18 protein-coding genes and 3 tRNA genes are annotated in these 24,824 nt (G+C 47.5%); 8 read left to right on the top strand and 13 right to left on the bottom strand.

The features are described from left to right. Positions 1 to 327 precede the first annotated feature (327 nt). The 3 genes from galU (at position 328) to uvrB (ending at position 4,614) form a co-directional block, all read left to right on the top strand. Positions 328 to 1,215, top strand: a complete 888-nt coding sequence (galU, locus tag BFW38_RS07545) for a UTP--glucose-1-phosphate uridylyltransferase GalU (protein WP_068997840.1) — start codon at positions 328 to 330, stop codon at positions 1,213 to 1,215. After that, a complete protein-coding gene (locus tag BFW38_RS07540) occupies positions 1,212 to 2,516 on the top strand; it encodes a UDP-glucose dehydrogenase family protein (protein WP_068997839.1) in 1,305 nt (434 codons plus the stop codon). Before galU ends, BFW38_RS07540 begins: the two co-directional genes overlap by 4 nt. A gap of 79 nt (positions 2,517 to 2,595) precedes the next feature. Continuing rightward, complete coding sequence (gene uvrB / locus BFW38_RS07535; RefSeq protein ID WP_068997838.1) at positions 2,596 to 4,614, top strand: excinuclease ABC subunit UvrB; 2,019 nt, start codon at positions 2,596 to 2,598, stop codon at positions 4,612 to 4,614. 107 nt (positions 4,615 to 4,721) lie between these two features. Here the strand turns inward: uvrB and BFW38_RS07530 are convergent, their stop codons facing one another. Then, on the bottom strand, positions 4,722 to 5,297 hold the full coding sequence (locus BFW38_RS07530; RefSeq protein WP_068997837.1) for a metallophosphoesterase family protein: 576 nt from the start codon (positions 5,295 to 5,297) through the stop codon (positions 4,722 to 4,724). 182 nt (positions 5,298 to 5,479) lie between these two features. Next, positions 5,480 to 6,310 carry a posphoenolpyruvate synthetase regulatory kinase/phosphorylase PpsR gene (ppsR, locus tag BFW38_RS07525; RefSeq protein WP_068997836.1) on the bottom strand — a complete coding sequence of 277 codons (831 nt, stop codon included), beginning with the start codon at positions 6,308 to 6,310 and terminating at the stop codon, positions 5,480 to 5,482. Between the two features lie 137 nt (positions 6,311 to 6,447). Between ppsR and ppsA the strand changes: the two genes are divergently transcribed. After that, complete coding sequence (gene ppsA / locus BFW38_RS07520; RefSeq protein ID WP_068997835.1) at positions 6,448 to 8,823, top strand: phosphoenolpyruvate synthase; 2,376 nt, start codon at positions 6,448 to 6,450, stop codon at positions 8,821 to 8,823. Between the two features lie 176 nt (positions 8,824 to 8,999). Then, positions 9,000 to 9,491 (top strand): ribonuclease E activity regulator RraA, encoded by a 492-nt coding sequence (rraA, locus tag BFW38_RS07515; protein WP_068997834.1) that lies wholly within the window; start codon positions 9,000 to 9,002, stop codon positions 9,489 to 9,491. Positions 9,492 to 9,559: 68 nt separating this feature from the next. Here the strand turns inward: rraA and BFW38_RS07510 are convergent, their stop codons facing one another. The 11 genes from BFW38_RS07510 to BFW38_RS07460 all read right to left on the bottom strand — a co-directional run bounded on the left by BFW38_RS07510 (position 9,560) and on the right by BFW38_RS07460 (position 19,475). Further along, entirely contained in the window at positions 9,560 to 10,861 is a 1,302-nt protein-coding gene (locus tag BFW38_RS07510) for an MFS transporter (RefSeq protein ID WP_068997833.1), read from the bottom strand. Between the two features lie 295 nt (positions 10,862 to 11,156). Further along, a tRNA-Leu gene (locus tag BFW38_RS07505) sits at positions 11,157 to 11,244 on the bottom strand. Positions 11,245 to 11,276: 32 nt separating this feature from the next. Continuing rightward, positions 11,277 to 11,350, bottom strand: a tRNA-Cys gene (locus BFW38_RS07500). A gap of 9 nt (positions 11,351 to 11,359) precedes the next feature. After that, positions 11,360 to 11,435, bottom strand: a tRNA-Gly gene (locus BFW38_RS07495). A 69-nt stretch (positions 11,436 to 11,504) separates the two neighbouring features. Then, on the bottom strand, positions 11,505 to 12,074 hold the full coding sequence (pgsA, locus tag BFW38_RS07490) for a CDP-diacylglycerol--glycerol-3-phosphate 3-phosphatidyltransferase (RefSeq protein WP_068997832.1): 570 nt from the start codon (positions 12,072 to 12,074) through the stop codon (positions 11,505 to 11,507). 85 nt (positions 12,075 to 12,159) lie between these two features. Next, positions 12,160 to 13,992: an excinuclease ABC subunit UvrC gene (gene uvrC / locus BFW38_RS07485; protein WP_084004520.1), complete on the bottom strand. Its 1,833-nt coding sequence runs from the start codon at positions 13,990 to 13,992 to the stop codon at positions 12,160 to 12,162. Positions 13,993 to 14,084: 92 nt separating this feature from the next. Beyond that, positions 14,085 to 14,735 (bottom strand): UvrY/SirA/GacA family response regulator transcription factor, encoded by a 651-nt coding sequence (uvrY, locus tag BFW38_RS07480; protein WP_068997831.1) that lies wholly within the window; start codon positions 14,733 to 14,735, stop codon positions 14,085 to 14,087. Positions 14,736 to 14,847: 112 nt separating this feature from the next. After that, positions 14,848 to 16,755, bottom strand: a complete 1,908-nt coding sequence (locus tag BFW38_RS07475) for a sensor histidine kinase (protein ID WP_175400949.1) — start codon at positions 16,753 to 16,755, stop codon at positions 14,848 to 14,850. A 10-nt stretch (positions 16,756 to 16,765) separates the two neighbouring features. After that, complete coding sequence (locus tag BFW38_RS07470) at positions 16,766 to 17,830, bottom strand: ABC transporter substrate-binding protein (protein WP_068997829.1); 1,065 nt, start codon at positions 17,828 to 17,830, stop codon at positions 16,766 to 16,768. Between the two features lie 12 nt (positions 17,831 to 17,842). Beyond that, entirely contained in the window at positions 17,843 to 18,484 is a 642-nt protein-coding gene (locus tag BFW38_RS07465; RefSeq protein ID WP_068997828.1) for a TetR/AcrR family transcriptional regulator, read from the bottom strand. A 67-nt stretch (positions 18,485 to 18,551) separates the two neighbouring features. Next, positions 18,552 to 19,475, bottom strand: coding sequence for a histone deacetylase family protein (locus tag BFW38_RS07460; RefSeq protein WP_068997827.1), 924 nt, complete (start codon positions 19,473 to 19,475; stop codon positions 18,552 to 18,554). Between the two features lie 193 nt (positions 19,476 to 19,668). Between BFW38_RS07460 and BFW38_RS07455 the strand changes: the two genes are divergently transcribed. The 3 genes from BFW38_RS07455 (at position 19,669) to BFW38_RS18020 (ending at position 24,782) form a co-directional block, all read left to right on the top strand. Next, the gene (locus BFW38_RS07455; protein WP_068997826.1) at positions 19,669 to 22,395 is read left to right on the top strand and encodes a bifunctional acetate--CoA ligase family protein/GNAT family N-acetyltransferase; all 2,727 of its coding nucleotides are present in this window, start codon (positions 19,669 to 19,671) and stop codon (positions 22,393 to 22,395) included. 276 nt (positions 22,396 to 22,671) lie between these two features. Beyond that, entirely contained in the window at positions 22,672 to 23,913 is a 1,242-nt protein-coding gene (locus BFW38_RS07450) for a quaternary amine ABC transporter ATP-binding protein (protein ID WP_084004518.1), read from the top strand. Next, a complete protein-coding gene (locus tag BFW38_RS18020) occupies positions 23,910 to 24,782 on the top strand; it encodes an ABC transporter permease (RefSeq protein WP_068997825.1) in 873 nt (290 codons plus the stop codon). Before BFW38_RS07450 ends, BFW38_RS18020 begins: the two co-directional genes overlap by 4 nt. Positions 24,783 to 24,824: the final 42 nt, after the last annotated feature.

The following is a 24,824-nucleotide window of genomic DNA, read 5'->3' as shown; positions in this document are numbered from 1 at the left end:
CATTGAGTGAGCACTGAAATCAATTGCGCCAATGCATAAAGGCGTAACGAGATGCAATCTTTGCTTTTAATCTCGAGTGTAGTGGGCTTTCTCAACGCCTGAACGTGTGATCCGATTCAGTCTTCCGTAAGATACTGTCCTTCATGCTGGTGAGCTGTGTCGTGATTGAGTGTTGTAATTGAGCATTGTAATTGAATGTTTGGCTGAATGTTTGATTGAGTAGTGTTGAGGGGCTGGGAACATGGCATACTGCGCTCCCGCATAATTGAATTTAACTATTAAGGTGCGCTTTGCATCAATATCCTGATGACATCTGATGGAGAAATCATGCTGACGAAAGCCGTTTTGCCTGTTGCTGGTCTTGGAACCCGTTTTTTACCTGCCAGCAAGGCGATCCCAAAAGAGATGTTGACGGTCGTCGATAAGCCTGTGATTCAGTACGTTGTTGAGGAAGCGGTTGCGGCCGGTATTCGTGAGATTGTGTTGGTTACGCATAATGCGAAGCGCGCAATTGAAGATCATTTTGATGTCAATTATGAGCTTGAGAGTGAGCTCGAGCGTCGCGGCAAAATAGAACTATTGAATACTGTACGCCAGATTATTCCTGATGATGTGCGTGTGATTGCTGTTCGACAGGGTCAAGCGTTGGGGCTTGGGCATGCGGTTTTATGTGCTCGAGAGGTCATTGGAGAGAGTCCTTTCGCAGTGCTTTTACCTGATGTTTTGGTGGATCAAGCGGCCGATACGGCTCAAGATTTACGTTGTATGCTTGAGCGTTATGAGTCAACAGGCCATGCACAGATTATGGTTGAAGCCGTACCGGATCAAAATGTTGATCAGTATGGTATTGCGGATTTAAAAGATTCACCCGAGCCAGGGCAGAGCTGTCCAATGGTTGGTTTGGTTGAAAAGCCCTCCCCGGATCAAGCCCCCTCAAATTTATCCGTAGTCGGACGCTATATTTTACCTCCTGAGATCTTTGAGTTATTGGCTCAAACCAAGCCCGGTGCGGGTAACGAAATTCAATTAACCGATGCACTTGATGCGCTTTTACGGACCCACACGTTGGAAGCGTATCGTATGCAGGGCGTTACTTATGACTGCGGTAACAAGTTGGGATATTTGCAGGCCACTTTGAACTATGCGGTTAAGCATCCGATGATGGGGAAGGCGTTCGAAGCGCTCCTGCGTCAACAGGTTGAGGCTCTGTCATGAACCTGGATATTTATGGCCAAGGCTTATGTGCGCTAGTCACCGCAGCTTGTATGGCATCCACCGGGCACAATGTCACGTTGCACTTGAATTCCCAAGCGTTAGAGCGCGCTTTGAACGATGGAGAAGCCATCGATCGAGAACCAGGTTTGGCGTTGCTGATCCAAGAGCAGCGGCGCTCGGGACGACTCGTTTTGCCTGGTGAGTCTGTTTCAGCGAATACTCATTCTCCTCGTGTGATTTTCGTGGCATTGCCGCCAGACCAGCAAAACGATGCGATGACATTGGTTCAGGCTATTGCAGAGCAAACAGTGGGTGCTTTATTGGTCGTGAATCAGAGCACTTTTCCTGTGGGTACCACTGCTCAGCTACATGGCTTAATTCAGCATCCTTCCAATGATTGGCCGCGAGAAGTGGTGGCATTGCCTGATTTGTTGCAAGAAGGGGCTGCTTTAAAAGGATTCACTCGGCCGAATCAAGTCTTATTAGGCGCCGAGTCACCTTGGGCTGAGCGACTGATTCGAGAATTACTCCGTCCTTTTAACCGGCGTGAAGACCGTATTCGGGTGATGGGGACGCGCGAGGCTGAGTTTACTAAGTTGGCCATCACCGGCATGTTGGCGACGCGTTTGAGCTTTATGAATGATATGGCCAATTTAGCTGATAGCCTCAATGTCGATATCGAAAGTGTGCGTCAAGGGATGGGGGGCGATCGGCGTATTGGTCATGAATACCTCTATCCTGGTTGCGGCTTTGGCGGACGTAATTTCTCTCGCGATGTCATGAATCTGGTATCAACCCTTGAAGATAAAGGCGTTGGGTCGACACTTTTAGCCCAAGTCCTTGATATCAACGAACAGCAGAAAGAAGTACTCTTTCGCAAGCTGTGGCAGTTTTACAATGCGGACCTCAAAGGACGGACCGTCGCCTTGTGGGGGGCAGCATTTAAACCGGGGAGTTCTCGCATTGATAATGCGCCTTCAATTCGGCTGATTGAGGCCTTAATTGCGCAAGGCTGCCACGTTCAGGTTCATGATCCTGAAGCTTTGCCCGCATTGCAGGATGAGTTCGGGGTGCAGGAAGGTCTGACTTACCATGAGGATCCCTACAATGCTGCTATTGATGCTGATGCCTTATTGATTGTGACTGAATGGAAGGCTTATTGGAGTCCAGACTTTACCCGTCTTAAAACGGCGATGCGACAGGCCGTTATTTTTGATGGTCGTAATATCTACGACCCCGCATTCGTTGCCGATCAAGGGTTTGTTTACTGTGGTGTTGGTCGACAGGTTCGTGAGCTGTGATTATATACAGTTATGTCGGAGTGGGGTATGGTGGTGCCTTATTTGATTCGTTCAGCATGATGCGAGGTTGAAGAATATAATGACTGATGCTTTCCAACTGAGCTCTTCCTATTCCCCCGCTGGGGATCAGCCCAAAGCGATTAATCAGTTGGTGGATGGATTACAGAGTGGATTAGCGCATCAGACGTTGTTGGGTGTGACCGGGTCAGGTAAGACGTTCACCATGGCCAATGTGATTCAGTCGCAACAGCGGCCAACGCTTGTATTGGCACACAATAAAACGCTGGCTGCGCAATTGTACGGTGAATTCAAGCAGTTCTTCCCGGCCAATGCGGTTGAGTATTTTGTTTCATATTATGATTATTATCAGCCGGAAGCTTATGTGCCTTCGAGTGATACTTTCATTGAGAAAGATGCCTCAATCAATGATCACATTGAGCAAATGCGGCTTTCCGCAACGAAAGCATTATTAGAGCGTAATGATGCCATTATCGTTGCGACGGTTTCATCTATTTATGGCCTTGGGGATCCTGCTTCTTATTTGAAAATGGTGCTGCATCTCGACCGTGGTGATCATATTGATCAACGCCAATTGCTGCGCCGCCTAGCTGAGCTGCAATATACCCGCAATGATATGGACTTTCGGCGAGCGACTTTTCGGGTGCGAGGGGATGTCGTGGATATCTTCCCAGCAGAGTCCGAGCAAGAAGCACTGCGTATTGAAATGTTCGATGATGAGATTGAACAGCTTTCTCTGTTTGATCCATTGACGGGCGAGGTGTTAAACAAAGTACCTCGTTATACCGTTTATCCGAAAAGTCACTATGTAACGCCACGTGATACTTTGCTGAATGCCGTCGAGCATATTAAAGAAGAGCTTCGAGAGCGGCTTGAATGGTTACGCAAGCATGATCGCTTAGTAGAGGCTCAACGCTTGGAGCAACGCACACTCTATGACATCGAGATGATGCTAGAGTTAGGTTATTGTAACGGCGTAGAGAACTACTCTCGTTACCTATCTGGACGTTCTCCTGGGGAAGCCCCGCCGACATTTTTTGATTATCTACCTGATAATGCATTGCTATTTATCGATGAGTCTCATGTCACTGTTCCTCAAATTGGGGCCATGTACCGGGGAGACCGATCTCGGAAAGAAACGCTTGTGGAGTATGGTTTCCGCCTTCCTTCTGCGCTAGATAATCGGCCATTAAAGTTTGAGGAGTGGGAGCAATTAGCGCCCCAAATGATCTTCGTCTCTGCAACCCCGGGTGCTTATGAGGATGAGCATGCTGGCCAGGTTGTCGAGCAAGTTGTTCGTCCTACAGGCCTTGTTGATCCTTTGATTGAGATTCGCCCAGCAACACATCAAGTCGATGATTTATTAGGGGAGATCCACCAGGTTGCAGCCAGAGAAGAGCGCGTGCTGGTGACAACGTTGACCAAGCGCATGGCTGAAGATCTGACAGATTATTTAGCTGAACACGGTGTTCAGGTCCGCTATCTGCATTCTGATATTGATACGGTAGAGCGTGTCGAAATTATTAGGGACTTACGTTTGGGTGTTTTTGATGTCCTCGTTGGGATCAATTTGCTGCGTGAAGGGCTGGATATGCCAGAAGTTTCTCTTGTTGCTATTTTGGATGCGGATAAAGAGGGGTTTCTCCGTTCAGAACGCTCTTTGATTCAAACGATTGGACGGGCAGCGCGTAACGCCGAAGGTCGCGCAATTTTGTATGCTGATAAAGTGACAGGATCGATGCAAAGAGCTATGGATGAGACTCAGCGTCGTCGTGACAAGCAGCTGGGATTTAATGCTGAACATAATATTTCACCTGTTACAATTCATAAATCGGTTGCTGATATTTTGGAAGGAGCCCAAGCCCCAGGCTCAAGAAGCCGTAAGCATCAGAAAAAAGTTGCCGAAGCCGCGGCGGAATACGATCTTTCGGGCTTACCTGAATCTCCTGAAGTACTGGAAAAAGAGATTTCAGCGTTACAGAAAAAAATGTATGAAGCGGCTAAAAATCTAGAGTTTGAGGAAGCGGCTCGTCTACGCGATCGTTTGCAGCAGCTGGAGAACATGCGTTTGGCTTTGTGAACCCCTTGCGCTAATAGCTTTGGGAAGGTGTGATGAATGATTGTCACTTAGCGTATTGAAAGCAACATGTGACAATGTCTTCTTTGGTCTGCTAACGGATCCTTTATTTATGAGATAGCGGTTAGTTTTATACCGTTATCTTTTGGTGGTAAGCCATTAACAGAAATGCTGCGCTTAACTAAATAGGGTAAGTTGTAATGAGGGATCCCTTGCCAGACTCCCGAAACAGGCCGGTCCCCATAGTGCCAGATGAGGCCTCTGATACGGTCTCGGCTACGCATCAATAAGGTGCTAAATACTCCTTCATCATCGAAACCTTGAATATAATATTCATTTAAATCGATACTAAAAGGAGGATAAGCCATAAATAAGATAATCGGACTATGACTTTGTGTTAAGGCTTTTGATAGCCAATGGCGCCGATCGTCGCAAAAACTGCCCCCGCTGCCATCATGGCTACAGGTGTCCAGTACAATCCAGCTAACCTGCCCATCACATCCGTAAGTTTGTCTATCTGATCTGTTTTGATTGCGTGTATGCGGAGTGACTCGATAATAAGGCAATTCGATTCCCGTACTCTCGGGAGAGGTGGTAATAAATTGCCAGTGACCTTCTGGAATATCTAAACCACATAAATTTTCTTCATGTCTGGCGGCGATTAATGATGATTTTAGTCTGAACACAGTGACTCCAGGCATGCTAATGAACATACCTGGAGAGTTTGGTCTGTAACGGTGACATCGAGATGACAGTATTAGGCTTTATAGATGACTTATTACTGAGTCATCGATTGTCATATCAAGATTGTCATATCAATCGGCGCATTTGATGCATTAAATAGTCATCTAGCATGCATGTTAAGTTATTAAATAGGCGACATTCTTCTTTCTATTCCTGCTGCAGCCAGAATTCGAGCAGCAATTTCTTCGATCGAATAATACGTTGAATCTAGATAGCTGATGTGATGACGTTGATAGAGTGCTTCGACATCGCTGACCTCCCGTTGACACTGATGTAAGTCAGCATAGTGACTGTTAGGGCGACGTTCATGGCGTATAGTGGACAAGCGTTCGGGGTCTATTGTAAGGCCAAAGAGTTTATGCCGGTATGGGCGAAGCGATTTCGGTAGCTCAGTATCTAACATGTCGTCTTCAGTAATGGGGTAGTTGGCGGCTCGAATGCCAAATTGTAGGGCCAAATATATACAGGTCGGGGTTTTACCACAGCGAGATACACCCACTAAAATAAGATCGGCTTTGTCGTAATGGTGAGTACGTGCCCCATCATCATTATCGAGTGCATAGTGTACTGAGTCTATTCTAGATTTATAGATATCTTCTTTAGCTTTTGTTAGGGCATGGGTTTTGCCAACGGTATAAGATGATTTGACACCTAGCTCATTTTCAATGGGCTCAAGAAAAGTTGAAAAAACATCAATATTTAAAGCATCAGCGCTTTTTATTATATCTCGTATGTTCTGGTCAATAATGGTGTCGATTACAATCGGCCGATGACCATCTTCTTCGCCTGTCTTTTTAATGACATCAAGCAATTGATGCGCCTTGTCGAGTGTGTCGATATATGGCTTAGTGACCATGTATAGGCGAGAGGTCTCAAATTGGGCTAGCAAGCTTCGCCCTAGCGCTTCGGCGGTAATGCCTGTGCCATCTGAAATGAAAAAAGCGGTGCGCTTCATGTAGCCCCCATTAATCGTGATATGATTGAGCGACTTAGGCCTAGGCAAGTGCGAAGGTTTAGTGACGCTTTATTGACAACTTAACTATTGTCGCAATGCCGTGCGTGATTGCAACGCTGCTTTAGGGGAGACGCGTTTTGAACAAGTATGTGATCTGGTTTGATCAGCTGGGCATGAATGACGTTGAGAAAGTAGGCGGCAAGAATGCCTCTTTAGGGGAAATGATCAGTAATTTGGCGGCAGCTGGGGTTTCTGTTCCCAATGGTTTTGCGACAACCGCGGATGCTTACCGTGAGTTTTTGCAGCATGAAGGCCTCAATGAGCGCATCAATCAGGCGTTGTCTTCACTAGATGTTGATGATGTCGCGGCATTAGCGAGAACGGGTGAACAAGTTCGGCGCTGGGTTATTGAAACCCCGTTTCCTCCTGCGCTTGAAGCGGCCTTACGTGATGCTTATGAGCAAATGTTGGCTCAAGAACCAAGCCTTAAAGTGGCGGTCAGGTCATCCGCGACAGCAGAAGATTTGCCAGATGCCTCATTTGCGGGTCAGCAAGAAACTTTCCTGAATATCGAAGGGTTTGATGCCGTCAAGCAAGCCGTTCACGAAGTATTTGCTTCTTTGTTTAACGATCGGGCGATCTCATATCGCGTCCATCAGGGGTTTGATCATGCACTGGTTGCACTTTCTGCAGGTGTGCAGAAAATGGTCCGATCTGAGACCGGCGCCTCCGGTGTGATGTTCACTTTGGATACTGAGTCAGGCTTTCGAGATGCTGTCTTTGTGACCAGTGCCTATGGTTTAGGTGAAACGGTTGTACAAGGTGCGGTTAACCCTGATGAATTCTATGTCCATAAGCCTACTTTGAAATCAGGTCGTCATGCTGTTTTGCGTCGTAACCTTGGTAGCAAATTAATCAAGATGGTGTACGGTGAAGAAGCCTCTGCAGGCAAGTCAGTGCGTACCGTGGATGTTGCACAAATTGATCGCCACCGCTTTTCCATTACTGATGAAGAAGTTCAAGCCCTTGCTCGTCAGGCGTTAATTATTGAAGAGCACTACGGACGCCCGATGGACATTGAGTGGGCGAAGGATGGTGACTCACAAAAGTTATTCATTGTTCAAGCGCGCCCTGAAACAGTCAAAAGCCGTGATGCGGGAAATGTTATGGAGCGTTTCTTACTCAAAGAAGCGGGCCAGATTCTGACTCAGGGGCGTGCCATTGGGCAGCGCATTGGGGCTGGTGATGTTCGGGTTGTGACTGGGCCCGAGGAAATGGATCAAGTACAAGCCGGTGATGTGTTGGTCACAGACATGACCGATCCTGATTGGGAGCCGGTGATGAAGCGTGCTTCAGCAATCGTGACCAACCGGGGTGGGCGTACCTGTCACGCCGCGATCATTGCGCGAGAGCTGGGTATTCCGGCGGTTGTCGGATGTGGCGATGCCACAGATGTACTCCAAAATGGTGAAACCGTCACGGTATCTTGTGCAGAAGGGGATACTGGGCATATTTACAAAGGTCGGCTTGAGTTTGAGATGCACAGTAATAGTGTCGACGCGATGCCTCCTTTACCCTTCAAAATCATGATGAATATTGGTAATCCTGATCGTGCTTTTGGCTTTGCCACCTTGCCTAATGAAGGCGTCGGGTTAGCCCGTTTAGAGTTTATTATCAATCGTATGATTGGGGTTCACCCGAAGGCATTATTAGAGTTTGACACTCTGCCCTCTGATCTTCAAAAGAGTATTCAAACGCGCATTGCGGGCTATGATGATCCCGTCAACTTCTATGTTGAAAAGTTAGTTGAAGGTATTAGTACTCTGGCCGCTGCTTTTTGGCCCAAGCGCGTAATTGTGCGACTTTCAGATTTCAAATCCAATGAATATGAGAATCTGATTGGCGGTAAATTATATGAGCCTGGTGAAGAAAACCCCATGCTGGGCTTCCGTGGAGCCTCTCGCTATATCTCAGAATCATTCCGTGATTGCTTTGAGCTTGAGTGTCGAGCTTTGAAGAAGGTGCGTGATGAAATGGGGTTAACGAATGTCGAAATCATGGTGCCCTTTGTGCGCACGGTGGGTGAAGCTAAAGGTGTGTCTGAGCTGCTGGAGGCGAATGGCCTTAAACGAGGCGATAATGATCTGAAACTGATCATGATGTGCGAGCTTCCTGCTAATGCCTTGCTTGCAGATGAGTTCCTTGAGTACTTTGATGGCTTCTCGATTGGCTCTAACGATCTCACTCAGCTGACCTTGGGCCTGGACCGCGATTCGGGCATTGTGGCCCACTTGTTTGATGAGCGGAATCCGGCGGTTAAGCGTTTGCTGTCGATGGCGATACAGGCCTGTAAGCAATCCGGTAAATATGTCGGCATTTGCGGACAAGGCCCTTCAGACCATCCTGATCTGGCACATTGGTTGATGGAGCAAGGGATTGATTCAGTGTCCTTGAATCCTGATGCGGTGATGGAGACTTGGTTCTCTCTGGCTCAGTCCGAGTCAGACGCCTAAGCCGCAGATGAGATACTCTCGCTCGTGACTGTATACCCAAAGCCCTGCGAAAGCGGGGCTTTTTATTAGTTGATTTGGGAATAGCGCGTTTTGGGTATAGTGCGTTTTGAGCACGATGCGTTTTGAATATAGTAAGCTTGAGATCAATTTATTTTGACTGAAAAGGAGCATACACCATGAATTATGTGACGCCGGACTTGTGCGATGCTTATCCCGACCTAATTGATGTTGTTGAACCTATGTTTGTTAACTTTGGTGGGAAAGAATCTTTCGGTGGTGAGATTGTGACCATCAAATGCTTCGAAGATAATTCTTTGGTTCGCGAGGAGGTTGATAAACCTGGTCAAGGTAAAGTACTGGTCGTGGATGCAGGAGGATCGCATCGCTGTGCGATGCTAGGGGATATGCTGGCCGAAAAAGCGCAAAAAAATGGCTGGGAAGGTATTTTGATGTATGGCTGTATCCGCGATGTCGATGTGATTGCTCAATTAGATCTTGGCGTGCAGGCATTAGGGAGTCATCCGATGAAATCGGTTAAAAAAGGCATCGGTGAATACCAGATTCCGGTGACTTTTGGTGGCGTTGTTTTTGCGCCTGGAGATTATATCTATGCTGATAATAACGGCGTTATTGTGTCACCAGAGCCACTTGAAATGCCTGAAGACTAATAATTGAGTCATGCTGGCCCCGGCAGCCCATAGGATAGTGGCTGCCGGGGCTTTGGTTTGGCTTTCAGTTACTCAACTTCTGCCAAGTGATAAGTCATTATACAGCCGGTCAGGGCCATTGCCCCTAGCACTATCAGTGTTAAGGCAATGGAGATGCTTGATAATGCGGCGGTTACCCCTCCCATCAGCAGCAAGACAACTCCGATGAGTGTATTGCTGACGGCAACATAATCTGTCCGACGATTACCTTCTGCCATATTGGTGAGATAGGTCTTCCGGCCAATACGTATTCCCGCATGTGCAACCGATAGAATAAAAAACGCCGTGGGATAAATCAGTGATGTTAGTCCGCTGCTCCAACCGTCAGCGATCATAGCGATGATGGCGATGCCTATGCATAACACTGCAGCTAACATGCCGGCTACGAGCATCACCTGACGGCTTGACCTGTCTGCAAGCCAGCCCCAAATGCTGGCACTTAACGCACTGGCTAAGCTTGAGGCAAGTAAAAAGCCACCTAGCTGACTGATTGAGTGACCATCTTGCTGTGAGAGCAGCATTAAGTAGGGGGCGGCTAAGGCAGAGGCCAGTAATAGACTTCGGCTGATGACAAAGCCTCTAAAGTCAGGTGCTTCTTTAATCAATTTTAGGCGTGAAAAGGCTGTTTTTAAACCGTGATTGCCACCTTCGGTCGCGCCGGGTTGTTCATTGACGCGGCTGAAGATTAGGGCTGCGACACACCAACAGCAACCGGCGATGCCGAGTAACCACATTCCAGAGAGAGTATCGAGTTGGTGGGATCCGCCCAAGAGGCCAATAGAGAGAATGATGGCCAGTATTCCTGAGCATGTTGTCGCTAAACCTGTCAGTCGTCCGCGTCGATTTTTAGGTATCGTTTTGCCTTGAACATCTTTTATCGAAACAGAGCATAAGCCTCGAGCTAGGCTGAGTATGATCAGCAGTCCCAATATTAAGAAGCCAGCTAAGGCGCCTTTTAAAACAAGCGCTACGATGATCATTGCGATGACGCATAACCCCTGCGCTCCGCTTCCCAAAGACCAAAAGTATTTACGTATAGGGTGTTCTCTTACCCAGCTGCCGATCGCAAGCTGAGGTAATAAAGAGCCTGACTCTCGGATGGGCACAAGACAAGCCACAAGAGCATGAGGAGCACCGACTAAACTCATCAGCCAGGGTAATACAGTTTTTGCACTTGAAATTTCATCGGCCAGTTTTGTCAGCATTAAACTGAGCGTGATACGCAAGAAATTGCCGGGGATCTTGTGACAATCGCTATCCGGAATATCTTGGCAGGTGCGGGCATCCTCTTCATTGGCAACGAGATGATAGAACTTTTTTGCAGCCCCCATCAGATATCCTTTTGAGCTAGAAATAATATCCTAAAGAAATGGGGAGATTTTTACGTATATCAAGGTGCTAGGCCTCAAAGAAATAGCGTCTTCTTAAGGGATAGGTGCAAAATCTGAGTGCAGGCATCTTAAGGCAGGGGGTGACTGCTCAATGATAAAAACACCGCTTTATATTGGGTGTATGTGATGATTAATTCGATCTTTAATATTAGGGAAGACTTAAACTACTGGATGGCGTCAAAATAGCCAAAGGGGAGGATTTATCAGAATTTAGTTTAAGCGTTATCTTCGTATTTGGTGCCCGGGGCCGGACTCGAACCGGCACGATCCTCAGGATCGGGAGATTTTAAGTCTCCTGTGTCTACCAATTTCACCACCCGGGCGAGATAACAACTGAAGATAATGCTTAAATTAATGGAGGCTGGGGTCGGAATCGAACCGGCGTACACGGAGTTGCAGTCCGCTGCATGACCACTCTGCCACCCAGCCTCGTCTTTCTGGAGCGGGAAACGAGACTCGAACTCGCGACCCCAACCTTGGCAAGGTTGTGCTCTACCAACTGAGCTATTCCCGCTGAAGACAGGGCGTATTATAGGGATAAGTGATTTGATGTCAAACCATTTTTTTCATTTTTTTCATATCGTTAGCTTTCACTTTGGTCTGAATGCTTGGTCGGCATCATATAAGGCCATGCTGCTCGCAAATAGAGCATCATAGACCACAGTGTCAGCACTGCTGAGAGATAAAGTAGTGCCAAACCAATGTCGGCGTATAGGCTACCCGGAGGGTTAGCTAAAAGAACAACGATCGCGAGCATCTGGGCAGATGTTTTGAGTTTTCCAATATAAGACACGGCGACATTGGCTCTTTGTCCCAGTTCTGCCATCCATTCACGTAGTGCAGAGATAACGATTTCGCGCCCAATAATAATCAAAGCAGGAAATGTCAGTAACCAGCTGCTGTGAACTTCAATCAAGACCCCAAGTGCTACGGCAACAATCAACTTGTCTGCCACTGGGTCTAGAAAAGCGCCAAAGGGCGTGGTTTGGTTCCAGCGCCTGGCAAGATACCCATCGAGCCAATCGGTAAACGCGGCGCCCGCAAACAAGATTGCGGCAACTGATTGTCGACCCTCAAAGGGTAAATAATAAATGACAACCAGAAGTGGAATGACGACGATCCGGAGTAACGTCAAAAAAGTTGGAAAATTCATGAGCCTTCAGCCTTGTAATTACATCGGCTAATGTAACGCAGACAGCGCAGCTTGTAACGGCTTGACAGCGTATATCTTATGGGCGTTAGTCTTTAGGGCGTAATGCTGCAATGATATCTTCGGCGAGATGGCGATTAATACCCGGGACTTTTTGTAAGGCTTCCATGCTGGCCTGCGCAACGCCTTGCAGGCTGCCAAAATGGCGTAACAGTGCCTGTCGCCGTTTAGGCCCTACACCGGGGATATCCTGCAGTGCGGAGCTTCTTCTCGCTTTATCACGCCGTTGCCGGTGCCCGGTGATCGCAAAACGATGTGACTCATCTCGAATATGTTGAATGAGGTGCAGGCCAGGGGAGTGAGGCGGAAGTGTTATGGCATTGTCGACGGTTTCAAGAAAGAGTGTTTCTAGCCCTGGCTTACGTGTTGTGCCCTTGGCGACCCCCAAAAGAATAACGTTCACGATACCTAAATCAGTTAACACTTTCCGCGCCATATTCAACTGCCCCTTACCACCGTCAATCACTAATATATCCGGCATCGGGGCATCATCACCTTGCAGCCGACTGTAACGTCGCTCTAATGCTTGCTGCATGGCGCCATAATCATCGCCAGCTTCGATGCCTTCGATGTTAAAACGTCGATAGTCTGATTTACGAGGGCCATTTTGATCAAATACAACACACGAAGCGACTGTGGCCTCTCCATGACTATGACTGATATCGAAACACTCCAACCGTTCAGGGACTGAGTCAAGAGACAAGGCTTCTTTTAAAGATTCAAATCGCACTTGCATCTGGTTGTCACGTGCTAAACGGGTTTGGAGTTGCTGTTCCGCATTAGTGGTGGCCAGCTCAACCCATCGTGCTCGCTGACTTCTGACGTTATGAGCGATTCGGGGGGTCTGTCCAAACTGGGTGTGAAATGCTTGCTCAATTAACGGCTGCTCACTGAGTGAGTGATTGATTAGGAGTTCGCTCGGGATATCTTGATCCTCTGCTGTAAAATAATACTGTGCAATGGCTGCAGTTAATGTGTCTTCTTCACTGAGTGCCAATCGGTTATCTGGATGGAAATGACGGCTCCCTAATAACCGCCCTTGGCGTATCTGTAGCATGCTGATGCAGTAAGCTCCTTGCTGTGAACTTATGGCAAAAACATCAACATCACCGGAGCCGGTATCGACATCTTGCTGAACTTGAAGCTCTCGTAGCTGAATAATACGATCTCGATAGAGGGCCGCTTGTTCGAAATCAAGCTGCTCTGAGGCGGCCTCCATGCGGTCAGCCATCATGTCGCTAACGGTTTCACTCTTCCCTGATAAAACTAACGCGGCATCCTCGATATCCTGTGCGTAATGTTCTGGCGTAATGTAGCCAACACAAGGAGCAGAGCAGCGTTTAATCTGATATTGCAAGCAGGGGCGACTGCGATGGCTAAAAACGGCATCATCACACTGTCGTAACCGAAAAATTCGATAGAGCATGCTCAGGGTTTCGCGCACGGCACCCGAGTTTGGGTAAGGGCCAAACCAGCGCCCAGGGCCGCGTTTATGGCGCACTCTTCGCATGCCAATCTTTGGGTAAGTATGGGCTGTGAAGTGTATATAAGGGTAAGATTTATCGTCCCTGAGCAAAATATTAAAGGGAGGACGTGATTGCTTGATCAGGTTTTGTTCTAGTAGTAAAGCTTCCGTTTCACTGCGTGTGACAGTCACTTCGATATCCGCAATACGGGCAACGAGTGCTGCTGTTTTAGGTGATAGGCCTGAGTCCCTAAAGTAACTAGATAACCGGTTTTTAAGTTGTTTTGCTTTACCGACATAAAGTAACTGTTTGTCGGCATCATACATTTGATAAACGCCTGGGGCCCGGGTTACTGTTTTGAGAAAGGCTTTAGCGTCAAATGTGAGATCTGGCATGGAAAATTAGCAACCTCTTGTGCCTACGTCACTAGATAATCAAATTAGTATGCACTGGCATCTAGTATGCAATGCCATGAGTTGGGCCTGAGTCAGGTATTGGGCATATCGATTTCAATCAAACCGTGCCGCATGGCTAAATGTGTGAGCTCAACATCGTTGCGGATATCAAGCTTCTCAAAAATACGATAGCGATAAGTGTTAATCGTCCGAGGGCTGACGAATAAGCGATCTGCAATCTCTTGCACTCGCTGGCAGTTGACGATCATTAACGCGACTTGCATTTCTCGTTCGGAGAGAACATCAAAGGGGTTTTGTCCTTGCCCTTGCAGTTGTTTGGTGACAAGTGTACTGGCAATGGTCGGATCGATATAAGACTGACCACTATTGACGACTCGAATGGCTCGAACCATCTCGTCCAAGCTGGCACCTTTGGTGAGATAGCCATTGGCTCCCGCTTGTAGCAGGCGCTGGGCATAAGTATCTTCGCCATAAGCCGTGAGGCCAATGACACGGGTGTCGGGATAGGCGCGCGTTATTTTACGCGTGGCCTCAATGCCTCCAATACCTGGCATCTTGACATCCATGAGCACGACGTCAGGCGACAGCTCTCGCACTTTTGCGATGCTGTGCTCTCCATCTTCAGCTTCCCCGACAACACTCAATCCATCGACGTCGGCCAGCATACGCTGAATCCCCGTCCGAATGAGGTGATGGTCATCCACAATCAGGACCTTGATCACGGTATTCCGGACCCCCTTCAGTCATATCGTTATTTTCCTATTGATTAAAAGCATCATAACAGATCTCATGATCTGAGAGGATCTTTAAGCGGTCAAGGGCAATGAACGATAGTCATTCAAGGGTCAGTGGTACATCGAGTGCGACAATAAACGTCGAGCCATGCCCGAATGTGGAGGAAACATCGAGCGTGCCGCCCATCGCTTCCATGATACGTCGGCTAATCGCGAGCCCTAAGCCTAAACCTGCGTGCCTTCGAGTGGAAGAGTTATCGGCCTGATGGAAAGGCTTAAAAATATGGTGGCGTTGAGTCGGGGATATACCGGGCCCCGTATCATGAACCTTGATATGTAAGCGAGCTCGGTTATTTGATAGCGGTTGAATACTTGCATTCAAGGAGATCTTACCTTGATCAGTGAATTTTAACGCATTGTCCAATAAGTTACTTAAGACTTGGCGTAGCCGGGTTGCATCGAGTAAAGGCTGCTGGTGTCCACAGCTATTTAAAGCAAAAGATGATTGGAGTGTGAGTTCTTTGGCTCTAGCGCTGGGACGAAAGCTTTCCAAGACACCACTTAATAGTCGGTGCAAGTCCGTCGGGCTTTGATTTAGCTCGATATGCCCTCGATCTAAACGAGAAATTTCTAATAACTGGTTTAATAGTTTAAGCAATGCTTGGGCGGATTCTTCGGCCACCTCTGCTTGTTGGCGCTGCTCTTCACTGAGTTGACCTTCTTGTAGAAGGCCTAACATACCAATGACGCCATTAAGAGGTGTGCGTATTTCATGCCCCATTGTGGCGAGAAACTCACCTTTGGCCATGTTGGCTGCTTCGGCTTCTTTTTTAGCATTTTCTAAAGCGATCAGATGGTAAGCCTGTTGCCGATGACTGACCTGAAGCTGTTCCGCCATGCTATTTAACGTGCGACCGAGCATACCAATTTCGTCATGCCCCATTTGGGGCGTGCGTGCCTCAAGATGACCTTCTCCAAGTTCTTTAGCTGTTGCCGCTAATTGGTGGATTGAGGCGGTTAAGCGTCGAGAAGCATGCCAGCCCAGTAATATCAATAGTGGGATAAGCAAGGCAAAGGTTGGCAGGAAATAGTGTTTAAAAATGTCATCGGGTGAAGGGGTGCTGCTTTCCATCATTTCGACCAATACACACATAGATAAGCGATTTAGCCAAATGTAACTCCCTAAAACGCCTTCGCCATGAGGGTTCAAATAGTGACTATTGCCCATATGGCCGGACAAACATGCATAAACAGGTGAATCAGCTTGTATACGCCTGAGTGGTTTGTTGATGTCATATGTATTGTTCGGTGGGATAAAAAAGCCATACGGGTTAATTAAATAAGTTTTAATAACACTTTGGTGGCTACTGATAGGGCCTTGGACGAGTTCGTTAAGGCGCGCTAGGTTTGCTCGTGCGGCGATGACGCCAATCTTTCTTTGACCATCTGGGCTCAGTAACGGACGGCTTAGTGTTAATGCCGCTTGGCCTAGGCTGAGAGAGTAGTAGCTGCTTTGTAGAAAGGGCCCATATTGTCCAAATCGGAAATAGGGGCGTGAGCGCTTAATCTTGCGTTCCTGTGTTGGGTCTGAAGAGAGTTGAATTTCGCCCTTCAGGTCCATGACAAAGACTTCAAGAAAAGCCCCATAGGGGGCAATAAAAGGTGTGAGTTGCTGCCTAAGCTGCTTTTTTATCTCTTTGTTCAAGGGCGGGGATAAAGTAAATGATCGTTGTAACTCTGGGGTGATCGAGATTTTGAATAGGTCGGCCTCCATCTGCTCATTCCATTGTTCCAGCAACTGAGCTTTATGGCGACTTAAAGCCTGTAATTGCTCTAGCTGAGGCGTTATCAGAGCTTCACGGCCATAGAGTTGTACGAGCCCGATCACCAGCAGTGTGGGTAACAGTGCTGCAGATACAATCCAAATGATCATCCTGACCCGGAAGTGGTATCTAGGGTTCAATGTACTGAGCAGACGTAACAAGGCCTTCATAATGGATCTTTCCATGACAGAGCGTTCATGGCGTTGTTGAAATAAGAAAACGATTAGTGAACCCATTTCTTGGGTCTATGGAGTGCTCGATAATGTGCTGGCTTTGGAGGATTTCATAAATATCCTGCCATCGTCGCCGTTCCATCCAGCCCATTGGCCCTACACCGGTATAAATAAGAGGGATCGCTTGGCGAAGCATATATATGTTTTGTTGGGGATTTTGATATTGTGGCGACATTTGAGGCGTTAGTTGGGGTAGCAGCTCCGCCGGGTTGGCAATGATTTGACGCCAGCCTTCAATCGAGGCTTGTACGAAGTGCTTCACGACGTCTGGGTGTTGTTGAATCATGGACTGAGTTGTGAATAGTGTGTCGCCATAAGTATCAATACCATAATCTTGATATAATAAAAGATTATAAGGAACTGATTTTTGGTCCAGCAACCATGGTTCATCGAATATATATACTGGGATGGCGTCTAATTCACCTCTAATAAAGCGTTGCAGCATATTGGCACCGGCGGGAACCAACGAGACATCGGCTTCGGTCATTCCGTAATGAGCCAATAGTGTTTTGAGCATCGTGGTTGTGCCATCTGGAAGCGTGCCAATCTTCAGTCCTTTGAGTGCTTCTGGATGGTGTACATTTTTGGATTTTTTAACGGCTAACGCGACGGGGTTTAACCGGAAAATGGCGGCAATGGCAACTAACGGATCTCCCTGACTTTGCGCCAGCATAATCTGCTCGCCTGTCTCGACGCCAAATTGAGCCTTGCCCTCAAGAACTTGCTGACGAACATCCATATCATCTTGATAAGGCAGCAGTGAAACGTCCAATCCTTGCTGCCTATATAATTGGTTATGGATGGCCTGCAAGTAACCTGAAAATTGTGGGTTGGCCACCCACATGGTGGCTATCTTGAGCTCAGTTTGAGGTTCGTTTGATGATGCTGAATGGGTGTTTTGACGATGCTCATAGGCTAACAGACCCAGAAGCACGCTGCCCGTGAGGATACAAGCGCGCCACCACCAAGGTGATGAAGTGGGGCACATTTTCAACCGAAGGTCACGCCAGACGTTCTTGATGATCATGTTTCCTCATGACTACTTCGTATTTGCGGCGCCTGACTGAGTGGCGTGAAGCTGCATAAACTGTTCAATGCAGTAGTCGATATACGGATTCAAATTCTCTGAATCCAGCGCCTCACCTAGCATCATGCTTTTAGGCCTGAAGTATGCGTTTAAAGCACCATGAAAAAAAAGTGCAGCCCTCTCGGGGTGCGATGCGGTAATTCGGCCTGCCTGACATTGACGTTCAATGAATTCTCTCAATATGTCGATGTCGCGTTGTATTCCGACTTCGAAGAACAGGCGCCCTAGTCTAGGAAAGTGTATGGCTTCACTGACCATCATTTTAAATAAAGCCCGAGTTTTTGGGCATCGCAAGTCATCAAGCAAACGCTCTGCATAAACTCTCAATGTATGCTCTATATCGTCACGTTGACTGGCAATCAACATTTGTTGTTGCTTATGTTGACATAGCTGCGTCACCGTGGCAGCAAATAAGGCTTCTTTATTGCCAAAGTAATTATAGAGCGTTTGTTTCGCAACTCCGGCCTCGCATGAAATAGCTTCCATACTGGCATGTTGATAACCATTTTTCAGAAATACTTGTGCCGCAGCCTGGATGACTTGCTCCCGGCGATCTTGGCACTTGTTTAGCGCTTGCGTTGCTGAAACTGTCATTCATTATTCCAATCGAGTGACCCAAGTTAGGATTGTAACAAACTTAGTGTGGAATAAGAGATGGTGACTACAAACCAACCAAGGCTTCAATATGACGATGCACTGATCGCGACAAAGATGACAACTCGTATCCGCCCTCCAATATTGACACTAAATGCCCATTACAGTGCCTTCTGGCGACATCCATTAGTAGTTGAGTCACCCAGTAATAATCATCGTCTTCAAGATTAAGTTCTCCCATGGGGTCTTCTCTATGGGCATCAAACCCCGCCGACGCGATGATCAATTGTGGCTTAAAACTGTCAAGAGCTGTCAGCCAACGTTGTTCAACGAGCGCCCTAAACTGTTGACTGCCATCTCCTGCGACCAGTGGGCAGTTGATGATATTGTCCCACTGACTTTCAGCATAGCGCCAAGGGTAGAACGGGTGTTGAAATGTTGAGCATACAAGGACTCGGGGATCATTGCGGAAAATATCAATGGTGCCGTTTCCTTGGTGAACATCGAAATCTAGAATCGCAACCCGTTCCAGCCCGAAAGTCTCAATCGCGTGTACTGCGGCAATGGCTGCATTGTTATAAAAGCAAAACCCCATACTTTCGACGCGTTCAGCATGATGTCCTGGTGGCCTGACGGCGCAAAAGACATTATCCGTTTGGTTTTTCATGACTTGGTCGATTGCTCTGATGGCAGCGCCTGCAGCAACGCTTGCGGCATCAAGACTTTGCGGCCCCAATAGTGTTTCGTCTTCAAGTGGTGTAAAGCCTTGTTCCGGTTGGCTGAGCTGTAATGAGCGGATATGGGCTTTGGGATGAACCCTAAATAACTGCTCATCAGTAATGGGGCGAGCCTTATACTGCATGAGCTCTTGCATGAGACCGGTAAGCTTGAGTCGATCAATAATGGCCGTTAATCGATGCGGATTCTCAGGATGCCAGGGCCCCATATCATGAAGTGCGCAATCGGGGTGTGTAATAAATGATGTGATCATGCTGAACTCCTGAGACTTTTAAGCAGTTTAATCAGCACCTTGATATCGAGATAGTCTTCCTTAGTCGAGATTAAGTATGGTCTCTATAGTAGATAAAGTAGATAAATCTGTGCTGGCTTGATGTATGACCAGACATTAATGACTAAGGTGTCGTAAGGTAGAGCCTATCCCTGGATTGCGATGGAGGTTGAGCGTGAGCACTCGTTTTTTGCGCTATTTTTTTGAGCCCCAAAGTATTGTGGTTGTTGGTGCCTCAGAGCGGGAGATGAGCCTGGGCGGCCAAGTTGTTAATAATTTACTGGAAGGGGGCTTCGCCGGGGATATTGCCACTGTCAATCCTAAAGGATATGCCCAGGTTTATGGTGTCCCTTGTTGCCGTCGTATTGAGGAGCTTGAATTTGTGCCTGATTTGGCGATTGTTTGTGCGCCTGCCCGGGCAACTCCGGATGCCGTCGAGCGGCTAGGGGGGATGGGGGTTCGTGCTTGCATGGTGATGACGGCCGGGCAGGGGCAGGCCCGCCAAGCCTACCATGATCGTATTTTGAAGGCTGCACAACAATCTTCTATACGTGTGATGGGCCCCGAAGGTATGGGCATACTGGTCCCAGGCCATAAACTCAATGCCAGTTATACTTCTCAGAATGTGAAGGTTGGCAAGGTCGCTTATATTGGCCAATCGGGCATGTTAGGTAATGCCATTATTGATTGGGCGAATGGCCGTGGCATCGGGTTCTCGCACTTAGTTACATTGGGCGATAGTGTCGATGTTCAGCTGGCCGATGTGGTGGACTACATTAACCGTTATTCGAGTGCTCAATCGATCTTATTGCACTTGGAACATATCCCTGACTCGCGCCACTTTATGACGGCGGTCAGGGAAGCCTCACGTAATAAATTGGTTTTGGCGATTAAGTCTGGCCGAACGCCGCAAGCACAACTTACCCCTCAGGCCACTCCTGGTTTGATGAGTCGTGACCCTGTTTATGATATGGCTTTTTCTCGTGCGGGTATGGTGCGGGTTGATAATAGTGAAGAGTTGTTCGATGCGCTGGAAACACTCAACCGAATGAGGCCGGTTAGAGGGGATCGGCTCGCCATTGTGAGTAACGGGCTCGGGCCAAGTATGCTGGCTGTTGACCGTTTGATTTATCAACGAGGTCAATTGGCGACGCTTGAGGAAGAAACGTTAGAGGTGTTGGATGATTTGTTGCCAGCGGCTTGGCGACGCAATAATCCAGTTGATATTGGGGGAGATGCGACACCGCAACGTTTTGTTGATGTGGTAACGGCTGTTTCGCAGGATCCTCAAGTGGATGCTGTTCTAGTGGTGCATGCACCGACTCGCTTGGCTCCCAGTAAATCAACGGCACTAGCGCTAATTGCCAATAAGCGCCAGTTTCGACGTAACGTTTTAACCAGCTGGATGGGGTTGGATCAGGCTTTATCCGCACGTCATGAGTGTAACATGGCGGCTATTCCAACCTATTTGTCCCCTGAAAAGGCGGTTCAAGCCTTTATGCATATGGTTAATTATCAGCGCAATCAGGCGTTGCTTCAGGAAACGCCGCCTAGTTTGATTTTTGAAACAGAGCATGAAAAGCGACAAGCCGCGATGGCGTTGGTTGATGAGGTTGATGCTCAAGGGCGGCAGTATCTCACTCATCATGAAACTCACCAGGTGCTTACGGCTTATGGCATTACGGTTGCGCCGACTTTATACCCCACTAGCCCGCAAGAAGCTGCAGAAATGTCCAAGACTTGGAAAGGGCTTAAAGCACTTAAAATTAACCACAGCGTGAACTGTCAGCCTTTTAACTATCGCAAGCATCCGCATAAACTTTCTGCAGGTTTACTGCAAGATTTAGACTCTCCGGAATCGATCTCAGCAGGTGCTATTAAACTACGAGATAAAGTGCTGGAAAAATTCCCTGAAAGCCAAATTCATGGGTTTGTATTACAACCTATGCAACGGGGTAAACATTCCATGCAAGTCAATTTAGGTATCAGTCGCGACCCTGTCTTTGGTCCTGTGATTTTGTTTGGGATTGGGGGTTATAAAGTCAACATTCTGCAAGATCGACAAGTGGCAATGCCGCCATTGAATATGCCATTGGCGCGTGAACTCATTATGCGCAGCCAAGCGGGGCAATGGATTCAGGAGCATAGCCAGCAAGAAACTCAAGATATTGATCAACTGTGTGAAATTCTCGTCCGATTATCTCAATTATGTTCGGACATGCCGAAGATCAAAGGGCTAGAAATTAACCCACTATTGCTTAATCGTGATGGGATTATGGCGGTAGATGTACAGTGTAATTTAGGTGAGGCAGCCTATCATGCCATCATGCCTTATCCTGAAGATCTACGAGAAACAGTGACATTAAAAGATGGGCGGGCTGTCGAACTTCGCCCTATTCGTGGTGAAGATGCACCGGCATTACTGAAATTTCATAGCCGTTTGTCTGAAGATAGCATTCGTTTTCGTTATTTTCACAACAAAGCTGATTTGTCTAAGCGCGATTTATCGCTGCTGACACAGATTAATTATGACAGGCAAATGGCCTTTGTCGCAGAAGCGCTATTACCGACTGGTGAGCGAGATATTTTAGGGGTGTCTCGTGTGTGGACTGATCCCGATAACATTCGCACCGAGTTTTCTATTCTGATTCGTGATGACCTGCAGGGGCTAGGGTTAGGCCGTCTGCTGATGCAAAAGCTAATACGCTATTGCCAGAGCGTAGGTACTTTAGAAATGATGGGCAAGATTATGGTGGAGAACCATCCCATGCGAGGTTTGATGAAGTACTTAGGGTTCAACTGCCGGTATAACATGGAGGAGCAGGTCATTGACGCCACACTGCCACTGAATGAACCCAGTAGTGAATGGCAACGACACCGCCTATCAAGTGCTCTGGACTAAAATTAGGATGTAAAATGTCGCTAAAATTTGCTTAAAGTGATCTTCTCCATCAAAAAGCCGGCTTCTTGTGAGCCGGCTTTTTTGTTGTCGGTTAGCCGCGAGCAACCGATGTCGTTATTTTGGGGAGGCGTTTCCATCACAAATTATTTTGATTGATTGATCATTAGATAAAATTTTGTAATTGTTGTACGATGAAAACACTGGATTCTTCTGGCATGTCATGTTTGTAGCACTGTCGGAGATGGTATTGAGCTTTTTCACAGACAGGAGACATCGATGCCCAAGATAAGGGTACGCAGTTTGAGCAAGGTGTTCGGCAACAATCCTACGCCGGCCCTCAAGTTGCGTGACAAAGGACTTAAACGCCCAGAGATACTGGAAAAAACGGGTATGACTCTGGGGCTTTCGAAGATTGAGTTTGACGTCAATGAAGGCGAGTTGTTAGTGATCATGGGGTTATCTGGAAGCGGAAAATCCACCTTGATACGTTGCCTCAATCGACTGATCGAGCCTACCGAAGGGAGTGTTGAGATCAATGGGCAAGATATCGTCAAGTTAGATAACAAAGGGCTATTGCGTTTCCGACGAGAAACTTTCGGCATGGTGTTCCAGCACTTCGCCTTATTTCCACATCGCACTGTTCTGGAAAATACTGAGTACGGTTTGGAAATCCAGGGAGTTGACAAAGGATCACGTGCTAAAAAAGGTTTGGAAGCATTACAACTCGTCGGTTTAGAGGAATGGGCTGATGCTTATCCGGATCAGTTATCGGGTGGGATGCAGCAGCGTGTAGGTTTGTCTCGAGCGCTAGCGGCCGACCCTGACATCTTATTGATGGATGAAGCTTTTAGTGCGCTCGATCCGTTAATTCGTCGAGATATGCAGCAAGAGTTGCTGGATTTACAGACTCGAATGAAAAAGACCGTCATTTTCATCACTCACGATTTAGATGAGGCGTTGAATTTAGGGGATCGAATCATTCTGTTGAAAGATGGCGAAATTGTTCAAGAAGGGTCGCCTGAAGAAATCTTGACTCATCCTGCTAATCGCTATGTTGAACGCTTTATTGAAGGCGTGGACATGACGCGGATCTTAACCGCGAATGCGGCCATGACACCGGCCAGAGCGATTGGTTATTTAAACGATGGTCCGCGAACAGTGCTGCATCGCATGCGAGAAAATGGCATGGACCGGATGCTGATCACCACTCGTGAGCGTAAGTTGTGTGGTCTGGTGGAAGCGGATGTGTTGAATGAAGCGGTAAAACGTGGAGATCGGCGCATTCAAGACTTGTTGATCACCGATTTACATAAGGTGTCTGAAGATGAACCGCTTAATAATCTTTTCCCTCTGTTTGATGAGCGTAGCTATCCCATTGCGGTTGTCGATGAGCAGGATCGTTTAAAAGGGGTGGTTGTTAGAGGTTCACTGCTTGCTGAACTGGCTCAGGCTGCAACCGTTGAGAGCGGTCAGAAAGATAACAAGCAGGCACAACCTGAAGGGGAGCACATCGTATGAGCTTTTTAGATAATAAAATCCCTTTAGGGCACTGGGTTGAGAGTGGTCTAGATTTTTTGACAGAGGAATATTCCAGTGTTACTCGGACTATCAGTGATGTGACCGAAAACGCGATTTTTGGCCTGAATGATCTGCTGTTTGATATTCGCCCCGAGTTATTGATTGTCGTATTTGCCTTACTGGCCTGGAAAGTGGGTTATTGGCGTAAAGGGCTTTTCGCCGGTAACTGGCGACTGGGTGTGTTCACCGCAGTCGGGTTTGCACTGATTTATAATTTAGGATTATGGGATTCAATGCTTGAATCCTTCACCTTGGTGTTGTTTGCGACGGTGGTTGCGGTAGCGCTAGCTGTACCGCTGGGGATTTTGGCTGCACTTTATGAAGGGATGTACCGGATTATCATGCCCGTACTCGACTTCATGCAGACAATGCCCGCATTTGTTTATTTGATTCCCGCGATTCCGTTTTTCGGGATTGGCCCCGTTGCGGCTATTTTTGCCACCGTTATTTTCTCTATGCCCCCGGCCATTCGTTTTACAACGTTGGGCATTCGACAGGTGCCAACGCAATTAATTGAAGCGGCTGATGCGTTTGGTTCAACAAAAGCACAGAAGTTGCTGAAGCTTCAATTACCCATGGCGGTGCCAACGATGATGGCCGGGATTAACCAAACCATTATGTTGGCGTTATCCATGGTGGTCATTGCCGCCATGATCGGTGCCGACGGATTAGGGGGCGATGTATGGAAAGCGATTCAACGTTTACAGCCAGGTAAAGGTTTTGAGGCCGGTCTCGCTGTCGTGATTTTGGCGATGGTGCTAGATCGAATGACTCAGAAGCTCGGCCAGGCTAAACGGCAGTCTAAGTGACAGATCCATTGATATATCTATTGAGACAAGTCTATTGATAGA

Source organism: Terasakiispira papahanaumokuakeensis, from assembly GCF_001709345.1.
GTDB classification, from domain to species: Bacteria; Pseudomonadota; Gammaproteobacteria; order Pseudomonadales; family Halomonadaceae; genus Terasakiispira; species Terasakiispira papahanaumokuakeensis.
The sequence above is the reverse complement of the archived record's forward strand: the minus strand, read 5'-3'. Positions and strand labels throughout refer to the sequence as shown.

Excerpts from the sequence above, each read along its gene's own strand:
- galU (WP_068997840.1), top strand. The coding sequence starts at position 328 with ATGCTGACGAAAGCCGTTTTGCCTGTTGCTGGTCTTGGAACCCGTTTT.
- BFW38_RS07540 (WP_068997839.1), top strand. The coding sequence starts at position 1,212 with ATGAACCTGGATATTTATGGCCAAGGCTTATGTGCGCTAGTCACCGCA.
- uvrB (WP_068997838.1), top strand. The coding sequence starts at position 2,596 with ATGACTGATGCTTTCCAACTGAGCTCTTCCTATTCCCCCGCTGGGGAT.
- ppsR (WP_068997836.1), bottom strand. The coding sequence starts at position 6,310 with ATGAAGCGCACCGCTTTTTTCATTTCAGATGGCACAGGCATTACCGCC.
- rraA (WP_068997834.1), top strand. The coding sequence starts at position 9,000 with ATGAATTATGTGACGCCGGACTTGTGCGATGCTTATCCCGACCTAATT.
- BFW38_RS07510 (WP_068997833.1), bottom strand. The coding sequence starts at position 10,861 with ATGGGGGCTGCAAAAAAGTTCTATCATCTCGTTGCCAATGAAGAGGAT.
- pgsA (WP_068997832.1), bottom strand. The coding sequence starts at position 12,074 with ATGAATTTTCCAACTTTTTTGACGTTACTCCGGATCGTCGTCATTCCA.
- uvrC (WP_084004520.1), bottom strand. The coding sequence starts at position 13,992 with ATGCCAGATCTCACATTTGACGCTAAAGCCTTTCTCAAAACAGTAACC.
- BFW38_RS07475 (WP_175400949.1), bottom strand. The coding sequence starts at position 16,755 with ATGGAAAGATCCATTATGAAGGCCTTGTTACGTCTGCTCAGTACATTG.
- BFW38_RS07470 (WP_068997829.1), bottom strand. The coding sequence starts at position 17,830 with ATGATCATCAAGAACGTCTGGCGTGACCTTCGGTTGAAAATGTGCCCC.
- BFW38_RS07465 (WP_068997828.1), bottom strand. The coding sequence starts at position 18,484 with ATGACAGTTTCAGCAACGCAAGCGCTAAACAAGTGCCAAGATCGCCGG.
- BFW38_RS07460 (WP_068997827.1), bottom strand. The coding sequence starts at position 19,475 with ATGATCACATCATTTATTACACACCCCGATTGCGCACTTCATGATATG.
- BFW38_RS07450 (WP_084004518.1), top strand. The coding sequence starts at position 22,672 with ATGCCCAAGATAAGGGTACGCAGTTTGAGCAAGGTGTTCGGCAACAAT.
- BFW38_RS18020 (WP_068997825.1), top strand. The coding sequence starts at position 23,910 with ATGAGCTTTTTAGATAATAAAATCCCTTTAGGGCACTGGGTTGAGAGT.